Annotated in this window: 1 protein-coding gene (cut by a window edge); it reads left to right on the top strand. The window is 65.4% G+C overall.

What is annotated here, in order from left to right; all coding sequences use genetic code 11:
- The first annotated feature begins 250 nt into the window (after positions 1-250).
- Positions 251-24,293 carry the 5' portion of a hypothetical protein gene (locus tag ACTOXK_RS02745; RefSeq protein WP_482279221.1) on the top strand. The gene runs 13,898 nt beyond the window's last position, so only the first 24,043 of its 37,941 coding nucleotides appear in the window; it begins with the start codon at positions 251-253; its stop codon lies beyond the right edge, outside the window.

Raw genomic sequence — 24,293 nt, 5'->3', positions numbered from 1 at the left:
TGAAGCCGTTAAAGTAACAAATTGGCAACATGACCGTTAGCAAGCCGTTACCCCTTTGACAACAACGGGCGAAGTTCTACAATTCTTTACTAAGTGTTACTGTACCCAAACTCTATTCTCGCAGCGATCTACGTTGTTTGAGGACGGGGGGGGGGGCACTTCAAAAGAGCCTTTTGATCTGGTGATTTGAAGGTCGAGAGACGCAGAAGGTAGAGCGAGAGCAGATAACAGGGTTACTGAGGGTATGGCAATGAGCGAATATAAGCAAAATCATCATAATTCTGAGAACGTTGACTGCGGCGTGCAGGTGGAGCCGCTGCCGAATTCTCCGCGCTGTGCAGGCCGTCCCGCTGAGGTCGATAGCGGTGCCCATTGGCGCACGCGCGTGCCTGCCAACGCGACGGCGGCGGTGCGCCTGGCCGAGGGGCATCCGCCTGTGAACCTTTTCACCACCAAGACCTGGGTGCGTGTGCTCTCGGTGCTGCTCTCGCTGCTGCTGGCCTTCACCATGTTCGATGCAACGGCGCTCGTTTCCTATGCCGATGAGCTGCCCGGCGACGAAGTGTCCGCGACTGATGGCGGCGGGGCGGGTGACGCGGAAGAGGAAGCCCACCAGGCGGCTTTGGCTTGGGCCTCAAGTGTTCAGTCCCAAGATCTCGACCCCGATGCCCTGGAAGCCCTGCTTCCCGAAGGGCTGGTGGAGCCGACTGAGGTGCTTCCCCAGGTGACCGTGGCCACCGAGTGGGGCGACTCCGAGGAGGTCCAGCAGGCTGCCGAGGAGGCGGCCATCGCGGCGCGGCTGCGTCCGAACCTCGTGGCCTCCGGGGCACCCTTCAGTGCCGAGGCGGGCTTCTACGCGAAGGGCCGCCGCGTGCAGGCCGCCTTCGAGCTGGGTGATCTGGGCAAGAGCTTGGAAGGGGGCTACCTGGCCGGCTCCAAGCCCGGCGACCGTTTTGTGTTCACCCTGGAAGCTCCCTACCTGTACACCGATGATGCGGGGGATGTGGCCACGACCTATGCCGAGGAGGAATGGCGCTTGCGCCACGCCCTGGCCGATCAGGCCGATCGCGTGACGGCTGGGGCCGAGAGCGCCCCTGCCACGCTGGACGAGGCGCGGGCCGCAGCGGCGGAGGCTGCCCTCGATGCCGAGGCCACTGCGGGCGCTATGCGGGCGGCCGTGTTTGCCGAGGCCCTGCCCGAGGGATGGTCGCTGTGGCAGGAGCACTACGGGATGTACCGCGCCGTGACCGATGGGGAATTGGCTGCGGGCGTGTCAGGCAAGCTCGTGCTGCGCTACGACGGCAACGACGGCAAGCTGGATGCCGCGACGGAACTGCCCTCTCTTGAGTTCGGCTTCGTCGGCGGAGTGCCTGAAGGCACTCCCGTATCCATATATTATGGATACGAACTCCATTCCTTCACCGCCGCACCCGACGATGCCGAAGACGCCGAAGGCGTCCAGCCCGAGCCTCAGTACGATGATGTGAAGCGCGGGGCGGTGGGAACCTACACCCTCACCAATGAGCGCAGCAGCATCGCGGCGAACCTGAGCGCAGAAGTGGTGCGGGCCGAGATGCCCCGCACCAGCGATGTCTCCGGTGCCGGTTATCTGGCCCATCTCGTGCGTTACGAGGTGCCCGAGGATGCGCCCGCGGCGCGGGCCATCGCCCTGGGGGCATTCTACCCCTCTGACAGCGCCGGCCGCGGCGGTTTGGGTCTCGAGACCCTTATGGCCTACCGGGCCGACGATGAGGGCAATGCCGTGGCGAACCGAATAAACGGCGTCGTGAACACGGCCGATGAGGTGCGCGAGGCGGAGCGTTTCGTGGGCGTGCCCGGCGAAGACGGCCTTCTCGTGCTGGATGTGACCGGCCTGTCCGAAGAAGAGCTGGCGAGCCTCAATCCCATGAAGGCCTCGTCCCTGGAGGCCCTGGGCCTGGCACCGGTGTCCTATGCCGTTACCGAGGACGGTCGCGTACAGCTGTCTCGCACCGGCGAGGACGGCGCGATCGCTCCCGGAGAGGGCCGCACCCTGTACGTGGCGGCTCCCTTCCATGAGGCGGCGGTGACCTTTGCCGAGGGGGCGCGGGAGTCCTTCCCGGTCGCGGCGGTGTTCGACGTGCAGGTGGCGGCAGTCGGCGACGGGGTCGACGGGGTGTATTCCCAGTGCCTCACCACCGAGACGCCCTTTGCCGCTACGGCCATGGGCGACAGCTTCCTCACCGATGAGCAGTCTGAGGCGGCCAACCAGACCAGCGGCGCCATTGTGCCCACGGCTCCCGAGCTGGTGGTGCCCGAGCCCGACGAGGATGCCGAGGCCGATGACCCCTCACCCGCCCCGGCCCCCGAGCCTGAAGCCCCGGTGATCGCGAAGGATCCCGACGACGGCGATGTCCCCGAGAACTATCGGGAGTGTCCGGAGCTGGCCCCGCGCCAGCTGCTCTCGGCCTTCACCGGTTCCACCTACTTGACGCGCACCATGCTCGAATCGCCGGGCATCCGCCCCTTCGCCAGCGAGACCGTGGAGCGCCTGCCCACCACCTACCTGGATCCGAACCTGCACATCGGCAACGGCACCGCCGTGCCCGGTCAGACCAACACCGTCATGATCAAGACCGGCGATACCATCTATATGACCTTGCAGCCGAACCCCACGTATAAGGACGGCTACCTCGGCCGTTCCGACGGCTACGATATGATCGATCGTCGCGCGGCCGCAGTCATATTCACCCTGGACATCCCCTATCTGTACTTCGATGCCAAAGGTCCCAAGGAGACCGTGGACCGCGCCGAGTGGGAGAAGGGCCAGCAGATCGCGAACCCGAAGTACCCGAACCAGTTCCAGCGCCTGTCCTACAGGCCCGACTCCGATGCGGTGAACCGCTACGACTTCTCCCAGGACGGCGTGAACTGGTACACGTCCCAGGAAATGACCGATCCCGAGAACGGCCTGATCAAGCAGGGCCTGTCGGGTCGGTGGTACCTGCGCTACAAGTCCACCAGCAACGACAAGCAGTACCAGCTGCACAGCGGCGCCCAAACGCTAACCGGCGAGATCAAGTTCGAGGGCTCGGTGCCTGACAACACCGGCGCCACGGCGAAGCTCGGCTATTCCTACAACAACTACACCAACGCCGACGGCACCGAGAAGAGCGCCTCGTGGCCCACTGAGGTAGCGCCGGGCACGGGTCGCGCCCCCGGTGCCGCCAACGTGCTCGTGGCTACCTTCATCCAGACCAACCTGCGCTGGAGCCTGCACAACGAGAGCCTGAACACGCCAGTGCTGTGGAACAAGTACAACTACGCCGTCTACAAGGTGCAGGTGGAGAACACCTCCGATACCCGCGAGTCCGAGATCGACTTCTTGAACTACGTGCTGTTCTTCAAGGCGGGCTCGGCGGCCACCTCGGGCATCCGCCTCCAGGACCTGCTCACCTGGAAGCGCGATGGCAGCGGTGCCTATGTGCCCAACGAGAGCTTCAACGCCACCGAGAAGGGCGCGAGCTACATCGGCGTGCCCGGCCAGGGCGGTGCCCTCGTCTACGATGTGTCCACCCTGACCGACGAGGAAATCGCCTCCATCGACCTGATGGAATTCTCCAATGTGGACGATCTGGGTCTCGAAGAGCTCGCCTACGGTACCGGCGGCAAGGAGGGCCAAATCACCGTTGACATCCACGAGGACGACATGCCCTACGGCAAGCACCTCATCTCCCATACGCCCGAGGCCGACAAGAACCTCGAGGGGGCGCCGCGGCCCGAGGATGAGTCGGATGTGCACACGCTGCTGGTGGCCATGCCCTATACCACGAACTACGGCAGCATATCCGGCGGGGTGGAGAAGGCCTATCTGGATGCCTATGCGACGGTGAACTTCGGCAACCGTGGCTACGATAAGGACGGCAACTCCAACGACTACCAATGGATGAAGAACCTGCGCGTGGATTCTTCGTTCGCTACGCCGACGCGGGGTCCGTCGCTGACTAAGCTGGCCCAGAACCCCGAGAATGCCGATAACTGGGAAAGCGCCCAGAGTGCCCCCCTCGGCGAGATGGTCACCTATCGCATCGGCAATATGCAGAACAAGGGCAATACGCCGCTGTTCGGCCAAAATCCCGATACGTCCTATGGTGTGGAGCTGTCCGATCAGCTCCCGAGCGGTTTTCAGCTATCGGGCATTACCATTCGCGTGGACGAGAGCGATGAATCCGAGGTCGTGCGCACCGAGACCCCCGGCGAACCCGGGGAAGACGGCGAGCCCGGCGAGCCCATTGTGACCGAGACGCGCAACCCCCAGCTGTCGGACTGGTACGATACGACCGATGGCACCCAGGCCAATGTGACCGAGGGCGGCAGCGCCCAGCAGAAGACCAACGTGGTGCAGTTCCAAACCACGGATATGAACGGCAAGAACCCCCAGTGGGTCTCGCTGACGCTGCCTCAGAAAGTGGAAGAGGGAACCGGTCCTGACGGAAAGTACGCACTCTACCGCCTCGGCGACGACGAGCGCGCCAGCCAGGGCATTGCCGAAATGCTCGAGGCTCAGGGTATCGCGGCGGTGCCAGGCCGACGCTACGAAGCCGGTGCTGCGCCGACCCGTAAGTTCACCGGTCTGTTCCGTGTGCTGTTCAAGCACACCTTGCCCCAGCCGGCGGTGGGCGAGTCCACTATGCGCATTGCCAGTTCGGTGGATGTGCACGGCGTCATGATGGAGGCCACGTCCGACGGCGCGAACGGCTACTATGACAACAAGGCCGACCTCACCTACGGCGAGCGCTTGTGGACCCCGAGCGGCGTGGGTCCCGATTACGGCTCCTTCTCCCAGCCGAAGAAGACGACCGAGGCGGCCAAGGCCACGTTCCGCCAGGTGCAGACCGATCCGCGGATCACGGCGAAGGTCTTCTCCATGTACGACGGGTCTGGCACGACCGACTCGGCCATGGTGAAGGAGGCCGAAAAGCGCAACGCATTGGTGAACGAGTCCAATGCCGGATGGCGCTTCCGCTTCGGCAACACCTCCGCTTCGCGCATGGCCCCGGCCCTCATCAACATCGGCCCTATTCCCGATGGCTTCAAGTACATCAAGGATCCCGCCACGGGCAATATGGTGCTTGATCCCACATCGTCGAAGAAGTCGCAGTTCGTGGCCAGCGCGGTGAAGCTGGGCCCTGCTTATATGGGCACCTACGACCCCGATACGAACACCTATGCCGACGATGCCGGGGCCAAGGTGGAGAAGGTCACCCTCACCTATTACGCCACCAAGGACGCGAGCGACGTGACCAAGCGCACGCTGGAGATTCCGGGGAGCAAGCTGCTGGACTACTTCAAGCCCGAGACGAAGAAGAACCCGGCGACTGGCGCCATGGAGCGCACGGGCAACTACGTGCTCACCTGCGCGAGCTTCAACATCGGGTACCTCCTGAACGTCGATATCGAGCTGGAACAGTTCACGAAGAACAAGACCGTGGATGCCGCCCGGGCCATGGTGGAGATCATCGGCACTCCCGAGAGCGTCGGCGAGCTGACGGTAGCCGCCCGCTTCGGCACCGACTATGAGAATACGGCCGGCAACAAGTCGGTGAGCGGCCAGGCTACGCTGAATTCCATGTTCGTGCCCATCAAGCCCGCTGTGGCCGCCTCCTACGGCTATGTGGACAACACGGGGGCGCGCAAGAGCAACGCCGCCGTGCCCTATCGCTGGGGCGACAAGGCCGATGAGATCGCGTACTTCCGCTATGACCTGTCGAACAATTCCCCCTACGATATCAGTAGCTTCGACGTGGATATGGTGATCAACGGCACGAAGCAAGAGGCCCTTTCCGATGAGGCTGGCGCGCCGTCGGTGTGGCGGGGCTTCCTGGCTCGCTCCCTCGTGGTGCCCGGCTTCGCCTACGGGGCGGTGCCCGTACTGGATGCCGACGGCAATCCCACCTACGATGAGACGAGCGGAGATCCCATCACAAAAACCTGCTGGTACTACCGCTACGGCGAGATCTCCTCGGTGGATGTGCTGGACGTGCTGAACCCCACGGCCACTATCCTCCATACCGAGGAGGGGCTGCGTCCGAACGCCTCTTACGACATAGCCGCGGCTCTGGACACTCTGGGTGCCGCTGGCGGCACGGTGGCTCTCGGCGACGGCGCGACCCTGACCATGGACAGTGCCACGGGCATGCTCACGCTGAATGTGGCCGCCAACGGGTCGGGGGGCGACATCGTCACCGATGGCCTGGTGAGTGGGGCGGTCTCCGACGGAGCCACGGAGAAGGCGCCCGTGAAGATGCTGCGCGTGCGCTTCGCGAAGATCAACAAAGGGGCCGTCACCTCGGATTCCGGGGCCATTGCGCCCCCGGCGGCCAACACGGCCCCGGTGATGTACGTCTTCGGTCGGGCCGACAGCCACGACAACGCCGCCGTGACCACCGAGGTGCGCGCCTTCGCCACCAAGTCGGCCTACGGGCCCGACATGATGCTTCCCGACGCGGTGCGCCTCGAGGGCAACGTGAACAAGCTGCGGGCCACGGCCAAGATGCAGTTCGGCACCTTTGCCGCTACCCTGGATTGGTCAGCCGTGAAGCCTGCCGGCGTGCGCCCGAATCCGGGCGCGGCCGCCGAGGGCAAGAACGTGGAGGTGGCGAACTTCGCCGATGGCACCGGCTACAACTTCACGGTGCGCAACAACAACCTGAATCGCGCCGACGATGCCGTGGTGACCATTCGCACCGATCAGGACTTGAGCGGCTTTCTGAAAGATCCCGTGAACGACGTGCGCGGCTTCAAGACCAAGGAGGTCACCTTCGGCGAGGAGCTCTTCAACTTCGGTTCCACGGTGCGCAAGGACAACACCGTGGGCGCCACCGACAACAGCTCGCTGGAGAACGTCACGTTCTACTTCCGCCGCGTCGTGGAGACCGGCTCGGGCGCTTCCGCGTCCTACGAGACGGTTTCGGACGGCACCTTTGCCGACCAGGGCTATTCGGTGCGCTACGACCGCGACGAGCTGTTGGCGATGTTGGAGGCAGCCAAGGCCGCCGATAGCGCGGCCACGGGCTTCACTGTGGATGTGACCTCGGACAATCCAGATTTCGCCGCCCTGCATTTCCTCTTCGACCGGCCTCTGGCCGCCGGGGGGACTGCAACGGAGAAGCGCGATTTCTACCTAGAGCGCATCGAGATCCGCTACAGTGAGATCGACCCCTATGTGAGCGCCGACAAGCAGTTCGCCGTGAAACTGCGGGGCCAGACGAATTCCTGGTACAACAATGTGAACAGCGACAGCTCCGGCCAGTTCGCCAAGGTGAACGCCCAGGCCAAGGTGAACGTCACGGCCAAGCTGGACAACCCTGGCGAGAAGGGGAAGGCCGATGCCTTCCTGAAGGTGTACTTCCCGGCCATGGCCGTGCACACCTTCGGCCAGTACGGCGCCACGTTCAACAAGTACATGAACCATCATACCTTTGCCGATGCGGCCAACTGCTCCGATGGCTCCTTCACGCGTACCGGCGTGCCCTACGACCGCGATTTCAAGATGTGGGCGAACCTGGCCAACGAGCACGCCACCTCAACCCTCGATGATGTGGACGTGACTGTCGATCTGCAGATGAACTATGAGAAAGTCTTGCAGCTGGACGCGAACGACAAGCACAAGGATGGCGGCACGGTGTCCGACTACACCGGCTTCCACACCACGAAGGTGACGGTCAACCACGAGCTGTTCGACACCTTCCGTCACGGTACGGTGGGTACTATCACGTTCACGGGCCGCAAAGAGGGGGCCGGGGCCGATGCGGCCGCGGCTGTGTCGTGGACCATTCGGCCCGACGGGGTCTACCGGGCTTTGGATCGCGTGGCCATTCCCGCCGCTGATGCCCTGCCCGACCATTTCGAGGATGCGACGGATGCGACCCAAACCTACGAGTTCACGGCCGAGGGCGACCTGATCATCACCGAGGAGATGCTGCGAAATCACGGTATCGAGAACCTGACCCAGGTGAAGCTGACCTCGTGGCAGGATATGGCCGAGGATGCCGCACCTGGCGCCAATAACACCACGGCGCCGGCGACAGTGAGCTGGGATGACGGCCAGAACATCGTGTTCGACGGCTTCGCCGACCATAACTTCGATACGGAGCGCCTGTTCAGCGCCAAGACGGAAAACTACCTCTTGAAGCTGCGCGGCGACGCCATGATTCCCGGCATGAAGAACACGCCGGTCACGCGCACCGACCGTTCCTGGATCTATATGTCGAAGATGTACTTCGACACGCTGAACCGCGCCGGTCTCTACGACTCCAACGCCGGCGGCGTCGCGAGCGCCCCCACCAACGGCAACCGCTTCTCCCAGTACAGCTGGGGCTCGTGGGACAGCTGCCATATCGCCCACAACAGCTCCTACGCCTCCGATGCCGAGCGCAACTTCGCCCTGGACGTGGGCTATAAGTCCCAGGTGTCGCTGCTGGCCGACTTCCGCCAGGTGAACACCCAGTATAACGAGTACGGCCCCGAGCGCACCTGCCATACGGAGCAGGGGCCCTGGACCTCCTACAACTTCAGCGGCCGCAACCTCTATTGGGTGGGGGCGGAAACCTACAACTCTGGCATGGTCCTGCACATGGTGCAGGATCTGAAGGATCCCTCCCAGTACTTCGATGCCTATTACTTGAAGATTCGCCGTCAGGCCGCTGAGTACGTGGACAACCTGAAGGTCACCTACTCTGACGGCAAGACCTTGACGCTGACGGGCGACGAGATCAAGCAGCAGCTGGCGGGCACGGCCGCCGACGCGGTGCAGAGCGACTACGATGGCGCGAAGTACTTCCGCCTGAATCTGCTGGCCCGCGATGGGGCCGGCGAGCCCGAGGCCAGCTTCGGCACGGGGGCCGATCGCAGCGATTCCTACCGCGATCCGGTCGACGACTACTATCTCCAGAACCTCACCCGCCCCGGGGCCCCGCGCTTCACGGTGACGCGCATCGAGTACGACATCCGCATCAACCAGAACCAGTACGCCTCGGGCGATAACCGCTACATCACCGGCGACTGGACCGAGAGCGACAGTGACATCACCACCCTGAACCAGCCCGATTACGGCCAGTGGTTCGGCAAGGTGAACAACAGCTACGCCGACATCGTGAACCAGATGTCCTTCGAGGTGAACGGCCGTATGTACGCCGAGACTCCGACGAGCGGCATGAATATGTACACCGATGTGACCCTGGAAGTGGGCGGCACGAATTCCGGCAACAACCGCCCGGGCCACCAGGCTATCGTGCGTTCCGACACCAAGGACTCCCGGGCCAACACGAACGACGGCAAGAACGGCAACCAGCAGGCCGATAAGAACCGCTTCTGCAGCGCGTGGTCCTATCAGGACTACCACCGCACCGGTGATTACTGGCACCATTACGACGGCGTGGCCTACATGCGCCACCTGCGCAGCCGCACCAACGTGGTGGCCCGCAACGACGGCAACTACACCATGCAGGGCATCAACTGGAACGGCAAGGACGCCACGCGGTTGGGCGATACGGCCGATGCATGGAATTCCAACCCCTACAACATGACCGAGCACGGGCTGTTCGGCGGCGACACGAACTTCGCCATCGCTTTCTATCGCCAAACGATTTACCGGGGCATTTACGCGGGCGACGCCAGCTATTCCAGCACGTGGGGCAGCGATCAGTACTACCCCAACGACTGGGGCTGGAACTACACGTCCTTTACGGACAAGGTGAAGTTGACCGATCGTTTGCCCTGGTGCCAGCCTGACGACGACCTTTCCTTCTACGGGTTCTTGTCCACGGGCCTCCACTTCCAAAACGGCGTGCTCGATCATCTGCGCGACTACGAGGACGCCACCATCACCTTCACCACGCGCCAGTGGAAGGCCTCCGACGAGTTGAACGACGAGGGCTTTACCATCTATGAAGAGGACACTGCCGGCGCCCATACCTACCAGGTGCGCCGCGATGGCGTCTACGACATCACCGGCGGCAAGGACGATCGCGTGGGAGATCTCGGCATCGATCATTTGACCCGCGGCAAGGCCGACGTGGCCTATCTGGAGTTCGCCCGTCCCGGCGAGGATTCCCATAGCGCTATCGTGGATCTGAAGAAGACCGGCGATGTGGTGGCGCTGCCCTTGGCCACCAACGAGTTCGTGGTCAGCTACGAGATCGACTTGGGTCCCTACTCCGGCAACGGTGACATCACCGCCGAGGGCGCGGGCCATAATGTGGATCGGGATGCCAATGAGAGCACGGTGGACATCCAGCTGCTCGGCCGTCCCTACATATATAAGGGGCAGAAGCACCCGGCATTCAAGGGGGCGGCCCATGACAGCTGCGGCGACAAGAAGGACGCTCTCAACTACGCCTACGCCTGGGGCTACAGCTTCGCCAAGCTGGGCACCTCCAAGGGCGACAACGCGCCCTTCAACCAGAGCCTGTCCCTGAACAGCGACGGTGCCCATCCCGGGGCGAGCAACTGGAAGAGCAGCTCGAGCGCCGGGGTGACCCATCGCAACGAGGATACGGCCTACTTCCTCGGCTACCTCATTCCCTTCGGTTACAATTCCCGCCTCTCCCTGGAGGCCAACGGCACGGCCCATCCCTCCATGGCCGATTACGGCGATGACAACCTGACGCCGAATGTGGCCACCTTCGAGACCCGCTTCTGGAATAACATCGATAAGGACGAGACCAAAGACGACGAGAATCGTGTGGCCCATATCAGCGCGGTCACGTTGAACAGCCACTGGTCGCCCTGGTTCACCGGGAACAACAATGGGGATCCGAATCCCGACGGCATCCGTTTGCAGAAGGTGTACGTGCCGGCCCAGTTCGTGCCCGCCACTGTGGCCGGTAACGACGGCTTCGCCGCCCGCGACGACGACTGGTTCCAGGCCGACGGCTTCCAGTTCACCGTTTACAACACCACGACCCAGACCACCTCGGCCCCCGTGACCCTCAGCTGGGCCGACTTGGTGAACCTGGGGCTTTTGTCGGGCACCGTGGCCGGCGCGGGCACCGCCCAGACGTTCACGGGCAATCCGCGCATCGGCGAGGCTCGCTACGGCGGCTGCTACGTCATCGACGTGGAGAGGTACCTGCGCATGACCGAGGCGAAGCGCGCGCTGAAGGCGGACAACCCCGCCATCACCACCGCAGAGCTGTTCGCGGCCCTGGCGGCCGACTACGGCGTGAACCTGGCCGGCTACGACTTCGCCACGGCGGGCCTGACCGAGGCCGCTGCTCAGCAGCAGGTGGTGGATGCCGTGCGTGACGGCATCGTGGGCTACTACACTGCCGTGCAGAAGACCAATACGCTGCCCGGTTCCGGTTGGGCGGCCGACCAGACGGTGAACCGCACCTACGCCGCGCCCTACGTGACCAGCGTCCAGTTCACCTTCTCCTCGCCCAATGCCACGCGCGAGCGCCCCGAGACCATGCTCGATTCCGGTCAGGTGCTCGGTGCCAACCGCAATGCGAGCAAGGCCAACTACCGCGAGCACAGCGACGGCGCGATCTACTACAACGACAACGACGCGGACAACGCCACCGTGCCGGGGGCGGCCAACAGCGACAACTTCGCCTTCGCCTATGACGGCGTGTACGCCGACCGTCCCGTGGAGGACTTCCGCACCGCCCGGGCCACGGGCACCGATCTGGCCGCTGGCAATTGGAACTATTGGAGCACGCCCACCTTCGACAAGCAGGGCAACGCCTTCGGCGGCATGCACATGAACGAGCACCTGACGGTGTCGAACGTGGTGACTCGCGACCCGAACAAGAAGAGCCTCACCAAGCGCGAGGCCAACGATCGGGGCTACGACCTGTTCCATCGTCTGGGCTCGCTGGTCACCGACATGCAGCGCGGCAAGAAGGTGGAGATGAACGGGACGACCCAGTCCATATTCGCCTACGACTTCGACGACCGCTCGGTGTCCTCGCCCGTGAGCTACGACCCCGCCGCAACCCAGGGCGGCAACGGCAATGGCATCCCCAACGGCGACCTGTACGCCGGCGATTACGTGGAGTACCGCCTCTACGTGGGGGCCGGCTCGGGGAACATCGGCACCGATCGGGGCACGCTGCAGGGAAGCCACAGCGGTGCCTTCAGCCAGAAGGCCCTGCCCCTTGAGCATGTGGACGCCCGCTTCGAGGTGCCCCGCGGTCAGCGCATCGTCGGCTGGGAAGTGGAGAAGACCAAGACCGGTGCTCGGTGGGCCGACAACAACACCACGGGCCATGGAGTGACGGCCGAATTGTCGGCTGCCGACGGCACGGACGCGGTGGCCGTCGATGAGCAAACGGATCTCTCGAAGGCCACGGTGGACGGCGCCTCGCGCACCTTCGGTGACGGGCCGAATGCCACCGAGCAGTACGACGGCAATCGCGTGCTGCGCCTTTCGGTGGGCCAGGCCTACGAAGCCGATGAGGACAACGGCAACGCCACGAGCCAGATCCAGCCGGGCCAGGGCGTCTGGGTGCGCGTCATCACCCAGGTGACCGATGAGCTGGAAGAGGATCCGGCCTACAACGACGAGGCCAACGGCTCCGATGGCTCCGATCATCCGAGCTATCGCGGCCAGCATCTCCAGGCCAACTTCTACGCCACGGCCGCGCCGCTGCATGGCTATGCCCAGTATCGGGTGACGAACAAAAGCGGCACCGGCTCCAGCAACAGCGCCGGCCAACCCTACGGCTCTGATGCCGCCGAGCTCGGTCACATCGCCGGCGCCCACACGGTGGCCGCCGGCGGGCAGACGACGGACAACTGCGGATCGGCGGACATGGCCGGCGCCCGCGATGCCTCGCTGCTGCGCTATTCCTGGTCCCACGGCGCGCCAGCGGCAGGGGCCGAAGACGGTTCCACGACGGACTTGGCCTTCGGCGACAAGGAGCAGCTGACGGCTCGCAACTACTCGAGCGTGGCCTTCCATCGCCATCGTACCGACCGTATCGACATCACGCCGGAGTACTGGAACCCCGACACCCAGACTCTCGACCCGGTATCCTCTTCCGGGGAGGCTGCCAACGCCGACGGCAACCGCATGCGCCTGCGCATTTCCAATATCCGCAACACCACCTGGCACGAGTCTACGATGACCGTGACCGTGTCCTTCATGCGGTCCGTGAACGGCACCGGCATCGTCCAGGGCGCCGACGGCGACGGCACGGCGGGCTTCGACGCCAACGGCAATCCTGCCGGCAAGCGCTACTTCGAGCTGACGCGCAAGCCCACCTATGTGGCCGACGAGACCATCGATGAGTTGGGCTATCCCACTGCCGACGGCGCCCTCGGCCAGGACGTGACCGCCCAGGCTGCTTGGAGCCAGACCACGCCGGCCCAGGTGCTCGGCTTGAGCCACACCTCCTCGGCTGCCGATCGGGCTCAGGCGCTGCTGCCCGACAGCCAGGCGGGTCCCGATCTGGATGACCCGGGCCGTCCCGCCGTGGCCATCGAGTACTACGTGCCCGACTGGAACACCCCGGCTACCTCACTGGCCGCGGCCTACGACGAGCGCGCCTCCATCACCCCGCTCGCCACGAATGCGGCCAGCGGCGAGGGAGCCTGGGTCACCTACGAGGAGCTGGCGGCCCGCTACGACGTGGGCGGCGACCGCTACGGCTCTGACGCCACCGACGAGGGGCACACTGCCAACGGCAACCTGTTCCGCGATGTCACCGGCGTGCGCTGGACCTATTACGACGTGCCCGCCGTGGCCCGTGCCAACAACTCCGGCGCCGACGTGGTGGCCTTCCCCCTCGACGACGTGTCGCTGCTCGGCGTGGCCCGCTACCAGGACACGCGCCAAGACAGCACGGCGGTGAGCCATGCCGGCGGCGAGCAGGAGAACCTGTGGAAGCCCTACGGCTCGGTGGATGTGGGCTTTACCCACAGCGACAACCAGGCCACGGTTCTCGACTTCGTGGATGTGGCTGCCAGCAACGGCTCGGGCACGACGGTGCTTGCGGCCAATGACCCCGTGACCCACGGCACCCTGCTCACCAAGCAGGATGAGGCTAAGAAGAAGGTGACCACTGTGTGGCGCCGCACGCCGGTCATGCGCTTCCAGTCCCAGGTGTTCCAGACCGAGGCCCAGGCCGCTGCCTCCTACGACCCCGAGGCCACCCAGAAGACCGGGTACGTTGCAGGCGAGCGGTTCTGGTACAAAAACACCCTCAAGAACGTGCCGAAGCGCACGAACGCCGGCATCACCAAGCTCGAGGGCGAGCTGTACAACCCCGTCTTCTACGAGCTCATTCCGACGAAGTACCTGAAGAACGAGGCCAATGGCGTCCTCGATGCCCAGTACCTGGCCGATCATCTCCAGGTGAAGTGGCTTGAGAACCGCACCGATATGACCGACCCGAACAATCCGGTCACGGTGAAGGATAAGGACGTCTACAACGCCCGCACCCACGGTATGAAGCTCATCGTTGTTCCCGTGGACAGCTATGAGATGCCTGATTATGGCGGGGCCATGATCTACGACAACGGCTTCTCCAACGTCTTCGGTGGCCATGGCGACTACTTCGCCGATATGGACCCGCGGGCTGCCGGCGTGAGCCGCGACACGGAGTTCACCCTGTTCAAGATCGCCTGGATCGCCGACGATGAGGCGCTGCCCGCAGGGGCGGCAGAAGTGACGCGCTCCATGTCGAGCGTGCCGGCGCCGGGCGCGGGGGCGCAGACAGGCTCCATCATCGATGATGGCCTGGCCTACGACCGTCCCGTCGACCTCGTGCAGGCCGGCTCCACTCGCATGGAGGTGGGTGATGTCATCGAGCTGTACTTCGACGTATACGCCTCGGTGGACAACCTGCCCCAGGTGTACCAGCGCAACAACATCACGGGCGCTCAGGATTTGACTGGCGGTGGCACGGCGGGTCTCGAGCCGGCCTACTTCCCGCGGGTGGGCGAGTACTACTACGCCGACTGGCATCCGAACTACGGCAGCAATTGGCCGGGCCATGTGAGCCCGCTCGGGGGCACCGGCTCGGGGGCGTGGAACATCGGCGCCAGCTATTACCGCAACTACAATCTGAACACGCCCGGGGCGAGTTACCACATGCAGCACGTGGGCGAGAGCCAGGCGGCTTGGCAGGTGGTCACCAACGACGTGCTCATGGACATGGACTACCTGATGCTGGACTCGGCCTTCTCTGGCGACAAGCCCGAGAATACCGATACGTGGGAGATGTTCGACGGCTCCTATACCTACATTCCCGGCGAGGGCCTGTCCTACGGCCACTACAACGGTCTGGATGTGAACGGTTGGGGTACCAACGGCATGACCCCCTACGAGGACGGCTACCTGCGCACGGCCAACGGCAACGCCGACAGCTACAAGGCGGGCTACCTGCTGGATACCGATATGAAGGTGTCCAACAACCGCCAGGTGGTACGCTATACGCCGCGTCCGCGCCAGTCCACCAAGGACGAGGCCGCCTCCGAGCTGCCCAACGACGTGCACTACCTGTGGTGGTACTACGGCCATAATGACTTCAACACGGGGTACCAGGCCCAGATTGCCGAGAACAACCTGGAGAACGGCGCCGGCGCCCTGCGCAACGCCGACCGCTACGTGCGCGACTGGTACCACTATGTGACCAAGGCCCGCACCCTCGGCTCCGCATCGCTGGACACCGTTCCCGGCACCGACGGGGAGACGGGCGAGCCCATCGAGGTTCCCACGGGCACGCGCTGGCATTCCTCCACGCCGCTCGTGTGGTCGGAGACGCGCCTGCACATGCAGAAGGCCTGGCTCGCCACTTCGAGCCGCTTCATCTCCGGCTCCCTGGCTACCGAGGGCTCCGGCGTGTCCAACTACGAGACCCAGCGCTTCTACCAGACCGAGGACACCTATGCGGGCTGGAGGACGGCCAACTACGACTACGCCGACGAGTACCGTCAGGCCCATCGCGGCGTGCTGCGGGGCCAGTACACGACGGCCCTCCAGTACAACCAGGACTTCATCAGCGAGTTGACGGCCTACAACTACGGCGACCGCAACTTGGACGGCGTGGAGTTCACCTACGTCATGCCTCGTGGCGTGGAACCGATGCTCGACGGCTCCATCACCGTGGTGCCCGGTCCGGGCGAGGATCTGGATGCCGACGAGGTGTCCTATTCCGGCCAGGTGTCCCTCACGGTGAACGCCGAGGGCTTGGAGGACCCCATCATCGTGGATGTGGTGAGTGCCACGGGGGCGGTAGTGGTGGAGAACTTCAAGCTGACCCCCAACAAGAAGATGACCCTCGGCGGCGACGACATGGAGCTGCCCCAGGGCGATTACTGGATCGTCGTGAAGTCGGTGGGCACCACTCCGGAGGGGCTGCCCTTCGAGGAGGGCTCCTACACCTACCGGGTGCTCGTCGACGGCAAGGTGGAGGAGCGCACGACCGCCTTCAAGCCGCTGAGCTTCCATATCGTGGCCCACGACGCCATGGCCGAGAAGAACCCCTCCTTCACGACCGGCGAGAACAATGAGCAGATTCCCACGGGCATCACCGTGGATGTGAGCGGTGCCCTGAAGGCCGAGAAGCGCAAGGTGTACGCCGAGGACGGCCAGCCGGTGCGCCTCACGAAGCTGGAGGGCGTGCCGGGCGAGAACGACGAAGTGGTCACCATCGGCACCAAGACCTACGTGAAGGATCCCAACGGCAAGTACGTGACCTGCGCCGAGGACGGGCGCTTCGTCGAGATCGACGACTATGATGCCGCTGTGCCCTCCCAGGTGAGCGGCGAGCTGACCCTGAATCGCATCGAGAAGGAGAGCGCGGTCTCCGTGACCGTGAACGCCGAGGGCGCCAGCCCCGACTTCCCGGCCAAGGCCCAGATCGTGGCCATGGAGGAGAAGCGCGAGACCCGTCCGGTGGTGGGCGAGGACGGCAAACCGGTGGTGGGCGAGGACGGCGAGGCCCTGACCGAGGAAGTGGTGACCTACGAGGAGACCGGCGAGGTGGTGGCCGAGGTGGAGATCGTGGCCAACGCGCCGGCGGTCATCGCCACGCTGCCCCGCGGCCACTACGGCCTGAAGTTCACCGCCTCGCCTCAGATGCCCCCCGAGGCGGGCCAGGGCGGCCTGGGCTACACCCTGCCTGCCGAGGTGCAGCACTTCTACGTGGTGGGCCTCGGGGATGCGGTGGAGCTTTCCCCCTACACTCTGGAGCACGTATGGGATGCCAGCCCCGTCCAGGTGGCCGTGGATGCCCCCTACGCCGATGACGATGCCCCCACCTTCGTGATCATTCGCAACGAGAACGGGGATGTCATCGATGGCGCCACCGGTCTGCCGGTGCTGCCCGCCGAGGGCGAGGATGCGGTGGACGAGGAGTCCTACCGCATCGCCGTGGCGCCCCATGGCACCACCCAGCTGCCCACGCCGCTGCCCCGCGGCTCCTACACCGTGGCGCTCGTACAGGCGCCGGTGGTGTCCTATACCTATACCGTGGTGGAGCAGGACGGCTCCGGCGCGAACGTGACCGTGGAGAAGACGGGCACGTGGGAGTACCGGGCGCCCAAGGACGCCGTGCCGATTACCGCCGACGGCCATGGGGCCGTCATCGAAGTGCCGCTTCCCTGCGAGCTGGGCGACGCGCCCTCCGTGGTAGCGGGCACCTCCGTGGTGCGCGCCCTCATCGGCGCAGAGGGTGCCGGTACCGATGCCGAGGCGAAGTACCGCCTGGTGAGCGTTGCCGTCACCGGCGAGGGGGACGACGCGGTGGAAAGCGAGACCACGGTGGCCGAGAACCAGGTGGTGAGCTTGAACCATCCGGTGCTCCTGCGCAACCTGGAACCGGGCACCTACCGGCTGTACTTCACCGAGTCGCCGCTGCTGCCCGACGGGGGCACCTTCGCTCTGCCTGCTGCGCCGGTGGAGTTCACCGTGCCCGAGGGCGGCACCCACGTCGATGTGGCCACGACCCTGGAGCCGGGCGCCAACCCGAGCCCGGTGACGGTGACGGTGGGGGCCGCGCCCTCGGGCGCCGCCTTCCCGGCCGGCGCCACCTTCACCTTCCATGTGGAAGATGCCGAGGGCAATCGCGTTCCCATCAACGACGCCTCCGGCACCCCCGCCGACGAGCGCACGGCCGGCGTGAGCGAGGAAATGGTCCTCGGCTCTCTGGCTGCGGGCGCTTACACCCTGGTCATCGACGAGCAGTCCTGGTCCGGCGCCCCCTACCTGTGGAGCACGGCCCTCACGGTGAACGGCACGGCGGCTCCGGTGCGCCAGGCCATCGATGTGCGCGCGGCCGCCGAGCCGGCCGCGGCCGGCTTCGGCCTCGGCGTTCTGGCGGCCCTGGCCGACGAGGCCGCTCGCGAGGTGGCCCGGGCCGTGGCGCCCTTGGCCGCCCTCGCGGCCGACGATGCCCCCGGCACCGCCGCGGCAGCGTCTGCCGACGGCGCCGCCGCTGGCGACGGCGCGGCGCTGCCCGTGTCGGCCCCCGCCACCGTCACGCCCCAGGGGCGGGTGACGAGCAAGCCCTCCGCCTGGGCGGCGCTCTCCTCGGCCCTGGCCGAGCCCGATGCGACGGCCCCGGGTCCCGAGGGCGACGAGGCGTTCCTCGCGTCCCTCACCGCCTTGGAGGAGACCGTGGGCGCCGACGTGTCCACGGCCGACCCCGCCCTTCCCGCCGATGCCTTTACGGCCGACGAGAACGACACGGCCTTCTTCACCATGGCCCGTGCCGGCGAGGAGGGGACGGCGCCCTCCGAGGGCGAGGTGGACACCACCGACCTGGAGAAGCTGGCACGGCAGATCAAGCCCGAGGCCTACCTGCTGAAGAAGACCACGACGGTGGCCGGCAACTACTCCCAGGATCCCCAGGTGGGGTCCGAGTGGATCGACATCTCCGACCTCATGGAGGTGGAGGTGATCCAGACGCCCACGGCCAAGGCCGACGACGGCGTGACCTACTATGCCCCCGCCTCCCACCAGGATCCCATCCGCTCCACGGTGGAGGCGACCACCCATAGCGAGAAGAGCAGCTACACCGCCGTGGCCGCCCAGGACGTGGATGCGGCGGCGGGCACCTCGAACCAGTCCGTGGGCTATCGTGACAGTTCCCAGCCTTGGGTGCTCAAGATCACGGTGAAGCAGGATCTGGCCAAGTGGTACGGCCGTACCATCGACGGCACCGCCACCGATGCGGCCGACCCCGACTACGTGCACGCGGGCCAGGCGGCCAAGTACGCTGCCCTGGCCGCCGAGATCAAGGCGGCCCTGGACGGGGGCGGCGGCTACCAGATCAAGGTGAACATCCCCTCCCACGTCTTCGGCAACAACGAGAGCGGTGCCTGGTACGACCGCGTGCTCACCCGTCCCTGGGAGCGCACCGAGGCGTCTTCGCCCGAGGCCTCTGCCTTCACGACGAGCGCCGAGCGGGCGGTGAACCTGTACCGGGAGGGCCAGAACACGGCCGCCGGCGAGGAGCCGAGCCGCTCGAGCGCCTACTACCAGATCTTCGACATCGACCATTACGAGGGCCTGGCTCGCGACCGCACCCGCCACATGCAGCCCTACGGCATGGACTACAAGTACACGCTCCAGCGCTACCATCTGCGCAACGGCGAGATGCAGCTGGCCGGTTCCCCCAACATGCCGGCGGTCAACGGCTGGACGGTGCAGAACAACACCGTGCGCACCACCAACGCGGCCAAGACCGACGAGATCGTGGACGTCATGGGCACCGCCGCGCCCAACCTCGATTTCTGGAAGCGGGCCTACAAGGGCGCCACTACTACCGGGCCGGTGCTCTACGCCCAGACGGGTACGAGCGCCGTGATGCGCAAGCCCGTGGTGCGCGTGTGGAATTCCATCAGCCTGCCCGATGTGCTGGAGGCCGCGACCGATGACGTCGGATCGCTGACCGACGGCGTGGGCGTGACCTCGGGCAACTACTACATGGAAGCGGAGACCGACACGCGCCAGGTGAACGTGCACGTGGAGAACCGCTTCTGGTGGGACGCCTTCACGCGCGTCTATGCCGACAACAACTATCGCGGCTACGTCATCAACGAGAACCGCTGGGCCACCTATTCCAAGATCGGCGGCCAGATGGGCGACTTGGTGCTGCCCGTGGTGACCGTGGTGCTGCCCTACGGCATCGCGCCGGTGCACCGCACGACCCGCCAGCCCTACGGCCTGTGGCCCGACCAGGTGCAGGAGTTCCTCTACGAGGACTGGGACATCGCCCAGTCGACCAACGCCCAGTGGGGCGCAGCCGGCGAGGTGAACCGCAACGAGACCCGGGCGTGGCTCGAGGAGAACTTCCGGGCCACGGTGACCTACGAGAAGGTGGAGGCCGATCCGGAGGAGTACCCGGCTGCCGACATCAACAACGACAACTACCGCTTCGTCGTGCGCTTCCTGCCCAAGGGCAACGATCTGAATGGCGACCCCGACGAGGAGCAGCGCATCCGCTCCCATCAGATGGACACATTCAAGTTCTCCATCGCCATGACCAACGAGCCGGAGTGGCCGGAGCTGCCCGATCACCGCGAGGCGGCCCGGGCCACGGAGTCCATCCGCACCTACGTGACGAGCGCCATGACCGGCTATGCGGCTCTGACCGACAACGACATCTCCCATCCGAGCTGCGGTGCCGACCCCTACACCGTGGGCGCCCCGGCCCGCTATCGCGGGGCCGGCGACTCCCGTCAGCGCGACGTGCGCCTCGATGCCCTGTCGGCGGCCTACGCGACGCGCTGGGACGACAACGGCAACTGGAACAGCAACGTGTGGCGCACCGATTCCAAGCTGGGCACCGCCCTGTACCGCGATGCCCACGGTTGGGACGCCTACCGCTTCCAGTGGGAGTACGACAACGTGTTCAGCGGCTCCTATACCTACCAGCACAACGGTTGCTACATCCAGTCCAACGGGTCTTGGTACCATCGCAGCCACTGGTGGAACAACGTGGAGTTCGTCGACCGCCTGAAGTACAACTTCTACAACGCCGGCACCCAGACCAACGACCAGGTGCAGTACAACCATCTGAACGGCTACTTCGGCACCTACACCGAGAGCGGCGGCGCCCGGGTGGGCACGGCGGCCACGGCGCTCACGGGCCCGGCCGACAACCGCGGCCTGAACATCTCCGAGTTCAACTGGCGCACCCAGTACGGCCTGTCGGAGGCCACCACGAAGAACCTGAACAACAACTACGTCGATGGCGAGGGCCGTCCCACCGCCGACTCCACGAACTCCGACGCCCAGAAGGCCGAGGCCTTCGCTCTGCGGGATGGGGGCGCGCCGGCGGTGCATACCGACGGCGGCGTGTTCGCCGCCACGAAGCTGCGCCTGAAGACCCCCACCCTGGGCTCGGCCTACGAGATCGAGAACACCCCGACCGACTTGCCCTCCGACGGCAACGCTACCACCGCCGTGCCCGGCCACACCGTGACCGGCACGGGGGCGACCAAGGGCCAGAAGCTGGCCGACGCCGATCCGGATGCGAAGGAGGGCGCCTTCGAGTACGACGACGAGATCTGGCTGGCGGCCACGTTCAAGAACGCCGTCATCGGCGACAAGGCCGCCTCGGGCAACCAGGGCAAGGAGGGCGCGCTGCTCCACGGCAAGCTCGTGTTCTCCCTGTACCTGCCCGAGCAGGTGACCTTCTACAAAGAGGAGCAGCTGAAGAACCTCGGCGAGGCCGTGGGCACGCCCGATCAGTACGAGCGCCTGTTCACCGACTACGAGGGCGACGACTTCTCCTTCTATGTGGAGCGCACCTATCGCGACCGCCACACCGACACGGCCCTCGTGGGCAAGACCGAGGTGCGCGACCCCGATACGGGCGAGGCGCTGTATCCCAAGCGCGAGCAGCAGACGGTGAAGTACGAGCGCCTGACCCCCAAGCAGCTGGTGGAGGCCGGCTGGACCGTGCGCGTGCGCGTGCAGCCCGACTACGATAGGGACGGCTACGGCACTCCCGGGGCGGCAGACCGCAAGCACGCCGACTTCGGCAAGCCCGACGTGGACGACCTGGAGGATCTGCCCGACAGCGACGACGTGAAGGTGCGCCGCCATGGCGGCGAGACCATCGTCTTCGAGCTGACGCCTCCCGACGATGCCTCCGACAAGGAGTTCGTGAAGCACGACAGCCTGCTGGCCGCCTTCTGGGCCCAGGTGCGGGCCGACGGCTACGTGGGCGCCGGCGACTCCGTAACCGTGAAGGTGCGCACCCGCATCGACAACCTCGGCGACGAGGAGGAGGCTCTGGCCGACCTGACCGACGCCGACGGCGAGCCGCTGCCCTACTACCAGCAGATCGATGCCATCCGCACCTGGTCCACCGAGGCTTCCACGGCCTACTTCGCCACGGAGAGCCGCGACGTGACCTGGCTGCCCACGGAGACGGGCTGGTCGCACCGCTTTGCCGAGGACATGACGGTGCCCGTGGCCGATGACGCGAAGATCCTCCAGGCGGTGAAGGAGAACGGCGCCATCAAGTACAACGCGGAGGGCTTCCCCGAGACGGTGCCCGTAGACCGCAACAGCGATGGCACCGTTACCTTCAAGAAGGGCGAGCTGTACTACAAGCCCACGGTGGGCGCCAACTCCCAGGAGCAGTACGGCGTGTCCGGCTTCAACAACCAGTCTCCGGAGTACTTCCAGTACAACGACGAGGCGTCCCTGGTCTACGATGCCGCCGAGCACGTGGACCCGGACACCCAGGACGTGGTGCCTGCCGTGGACTACGACCAGGACGGCAAGTACGAGAGCGGCGGCCGCCCCGAGCGGCACATGAGCTCCCAGGCCGGCACCTTCGATATTCGCAAGCCCTCGGCCTCGGTGCGCGTGGATACGGGCACTGTGCGCGTGCCCACCAACGACACGAGCTCGACGGACTGCACGCAATCGGGCGATAACGACCTCTTCGTGACCCAGGCCATCAACACTGGCGCCGCGGTGAACAGCTTCATCGTGGACTGGCAGGTGCCCCTGTGGGCCCTGGGCACCCAGTCGGCGGAGAACGCGCCTTTGAACAGCGCCACCATACCCACGGGCAAGGTGGCCCCCACCATCACCTCGGTGAAGTCCGGCGTGTGGGAGATTCCCGGCACCTACTACCATAGGCTGAAAAACCCCGTGACCGGCGCCGAGCGGGCCGTGGGTCAGGGCACCTACTACTTCAACGCCAGTGGCGCTGAAGTGGGCGCCTGGCGCGTAGATCGCAAGACCACCAAGGTGATTGACGGAAAGACCTGGTACGCCTACTTCAAGGACGACGACAACCACCATCAGACCAAGCCCCAGACCGATGCCGCCGGCAACGTGGTGACCAACAGCAAGGGCGAGATCGTCTATACCGACGAGATCGATTGGGTGCTGCCGGTGGATACGGTGCGCGTGCCCGTGGACACGCCCGAGGCCGAGGCCAACCGCGCCATCGAGGAGAAGCTCTTCGTGCTCGTGTACGTGCGCCACAACACCACCAACGTCACGAAGCCCAACAACGGCTATGTGGAGCAGAACGGCGCGGTTCGCCAGGATCGCGAGAACTTCGCCGTACCCGGCACCGACGCCGACCGCGACTATTTCTTCGGCGAGGACGACGCCTCGGACTTCAACACCGCCGACGATGCCGCGGGCACCTGGCAGTTCGTCGGCTCTGCGCGCGTGTCGGACAAGCAGAACATCACCTTCACCCAGGGCGTGGCGGCCACCGGCAAGCAGGTGCGCCAGGTGCGCTGGGTCATTCGCGCATGCGAGACCGACGAGACGGGCCGTCCCATCCTCGACGACGAGACGCTCTCCCATGAGGTGCCGGTGCCTTCGGGCTTCCGCTTGGCCACCGACGCCGACCCGGATACCGTGGAGGTGGAAGAGCCCGACGCGGTGGACCCGAACCGCAACAACACCGCCTGGGCCAAGCAGAAGGACTACAACGACCAGGTCATCTACAAGTATACTGAGCGCAATCTCGGCAACATCAACTACCTGGATATGAGCAAGGTCTACAAGATCGCCCCGAACACCCTCTACTTCTACGGCGAGATCATCACCACCAAGGAGGGCAAGGGGGCCGACCGTACCCTGTCGGCTGCCGAGATGGAGGCGGCCAAGCAGGGCACGGCCCCCAATCCGGCCGTGGGCGGCGACGACTGCTGGGTGCGCACCATGCAGGGCGACCTGCTCGTAGACGAGTACAAGCCCCAGTGGGTGGTGGGCAGCTCGCTGCCCGAATCGGTGACGAAGAACGCTGCGGGCGTCCACGGATCGGCCTTCATCACCGAGATGCCCAAAATCCAGGTGACCGGCCCTCTCGGGCGCC

Source organism: Adlercreutzia sp. (genome assembly GCF_056795635.1).
The sequence above is the reverse complement of the archived record's forward strand: the minus strand, read 5'-3'. Positions and strand labels throughout refer to the sequence as shown.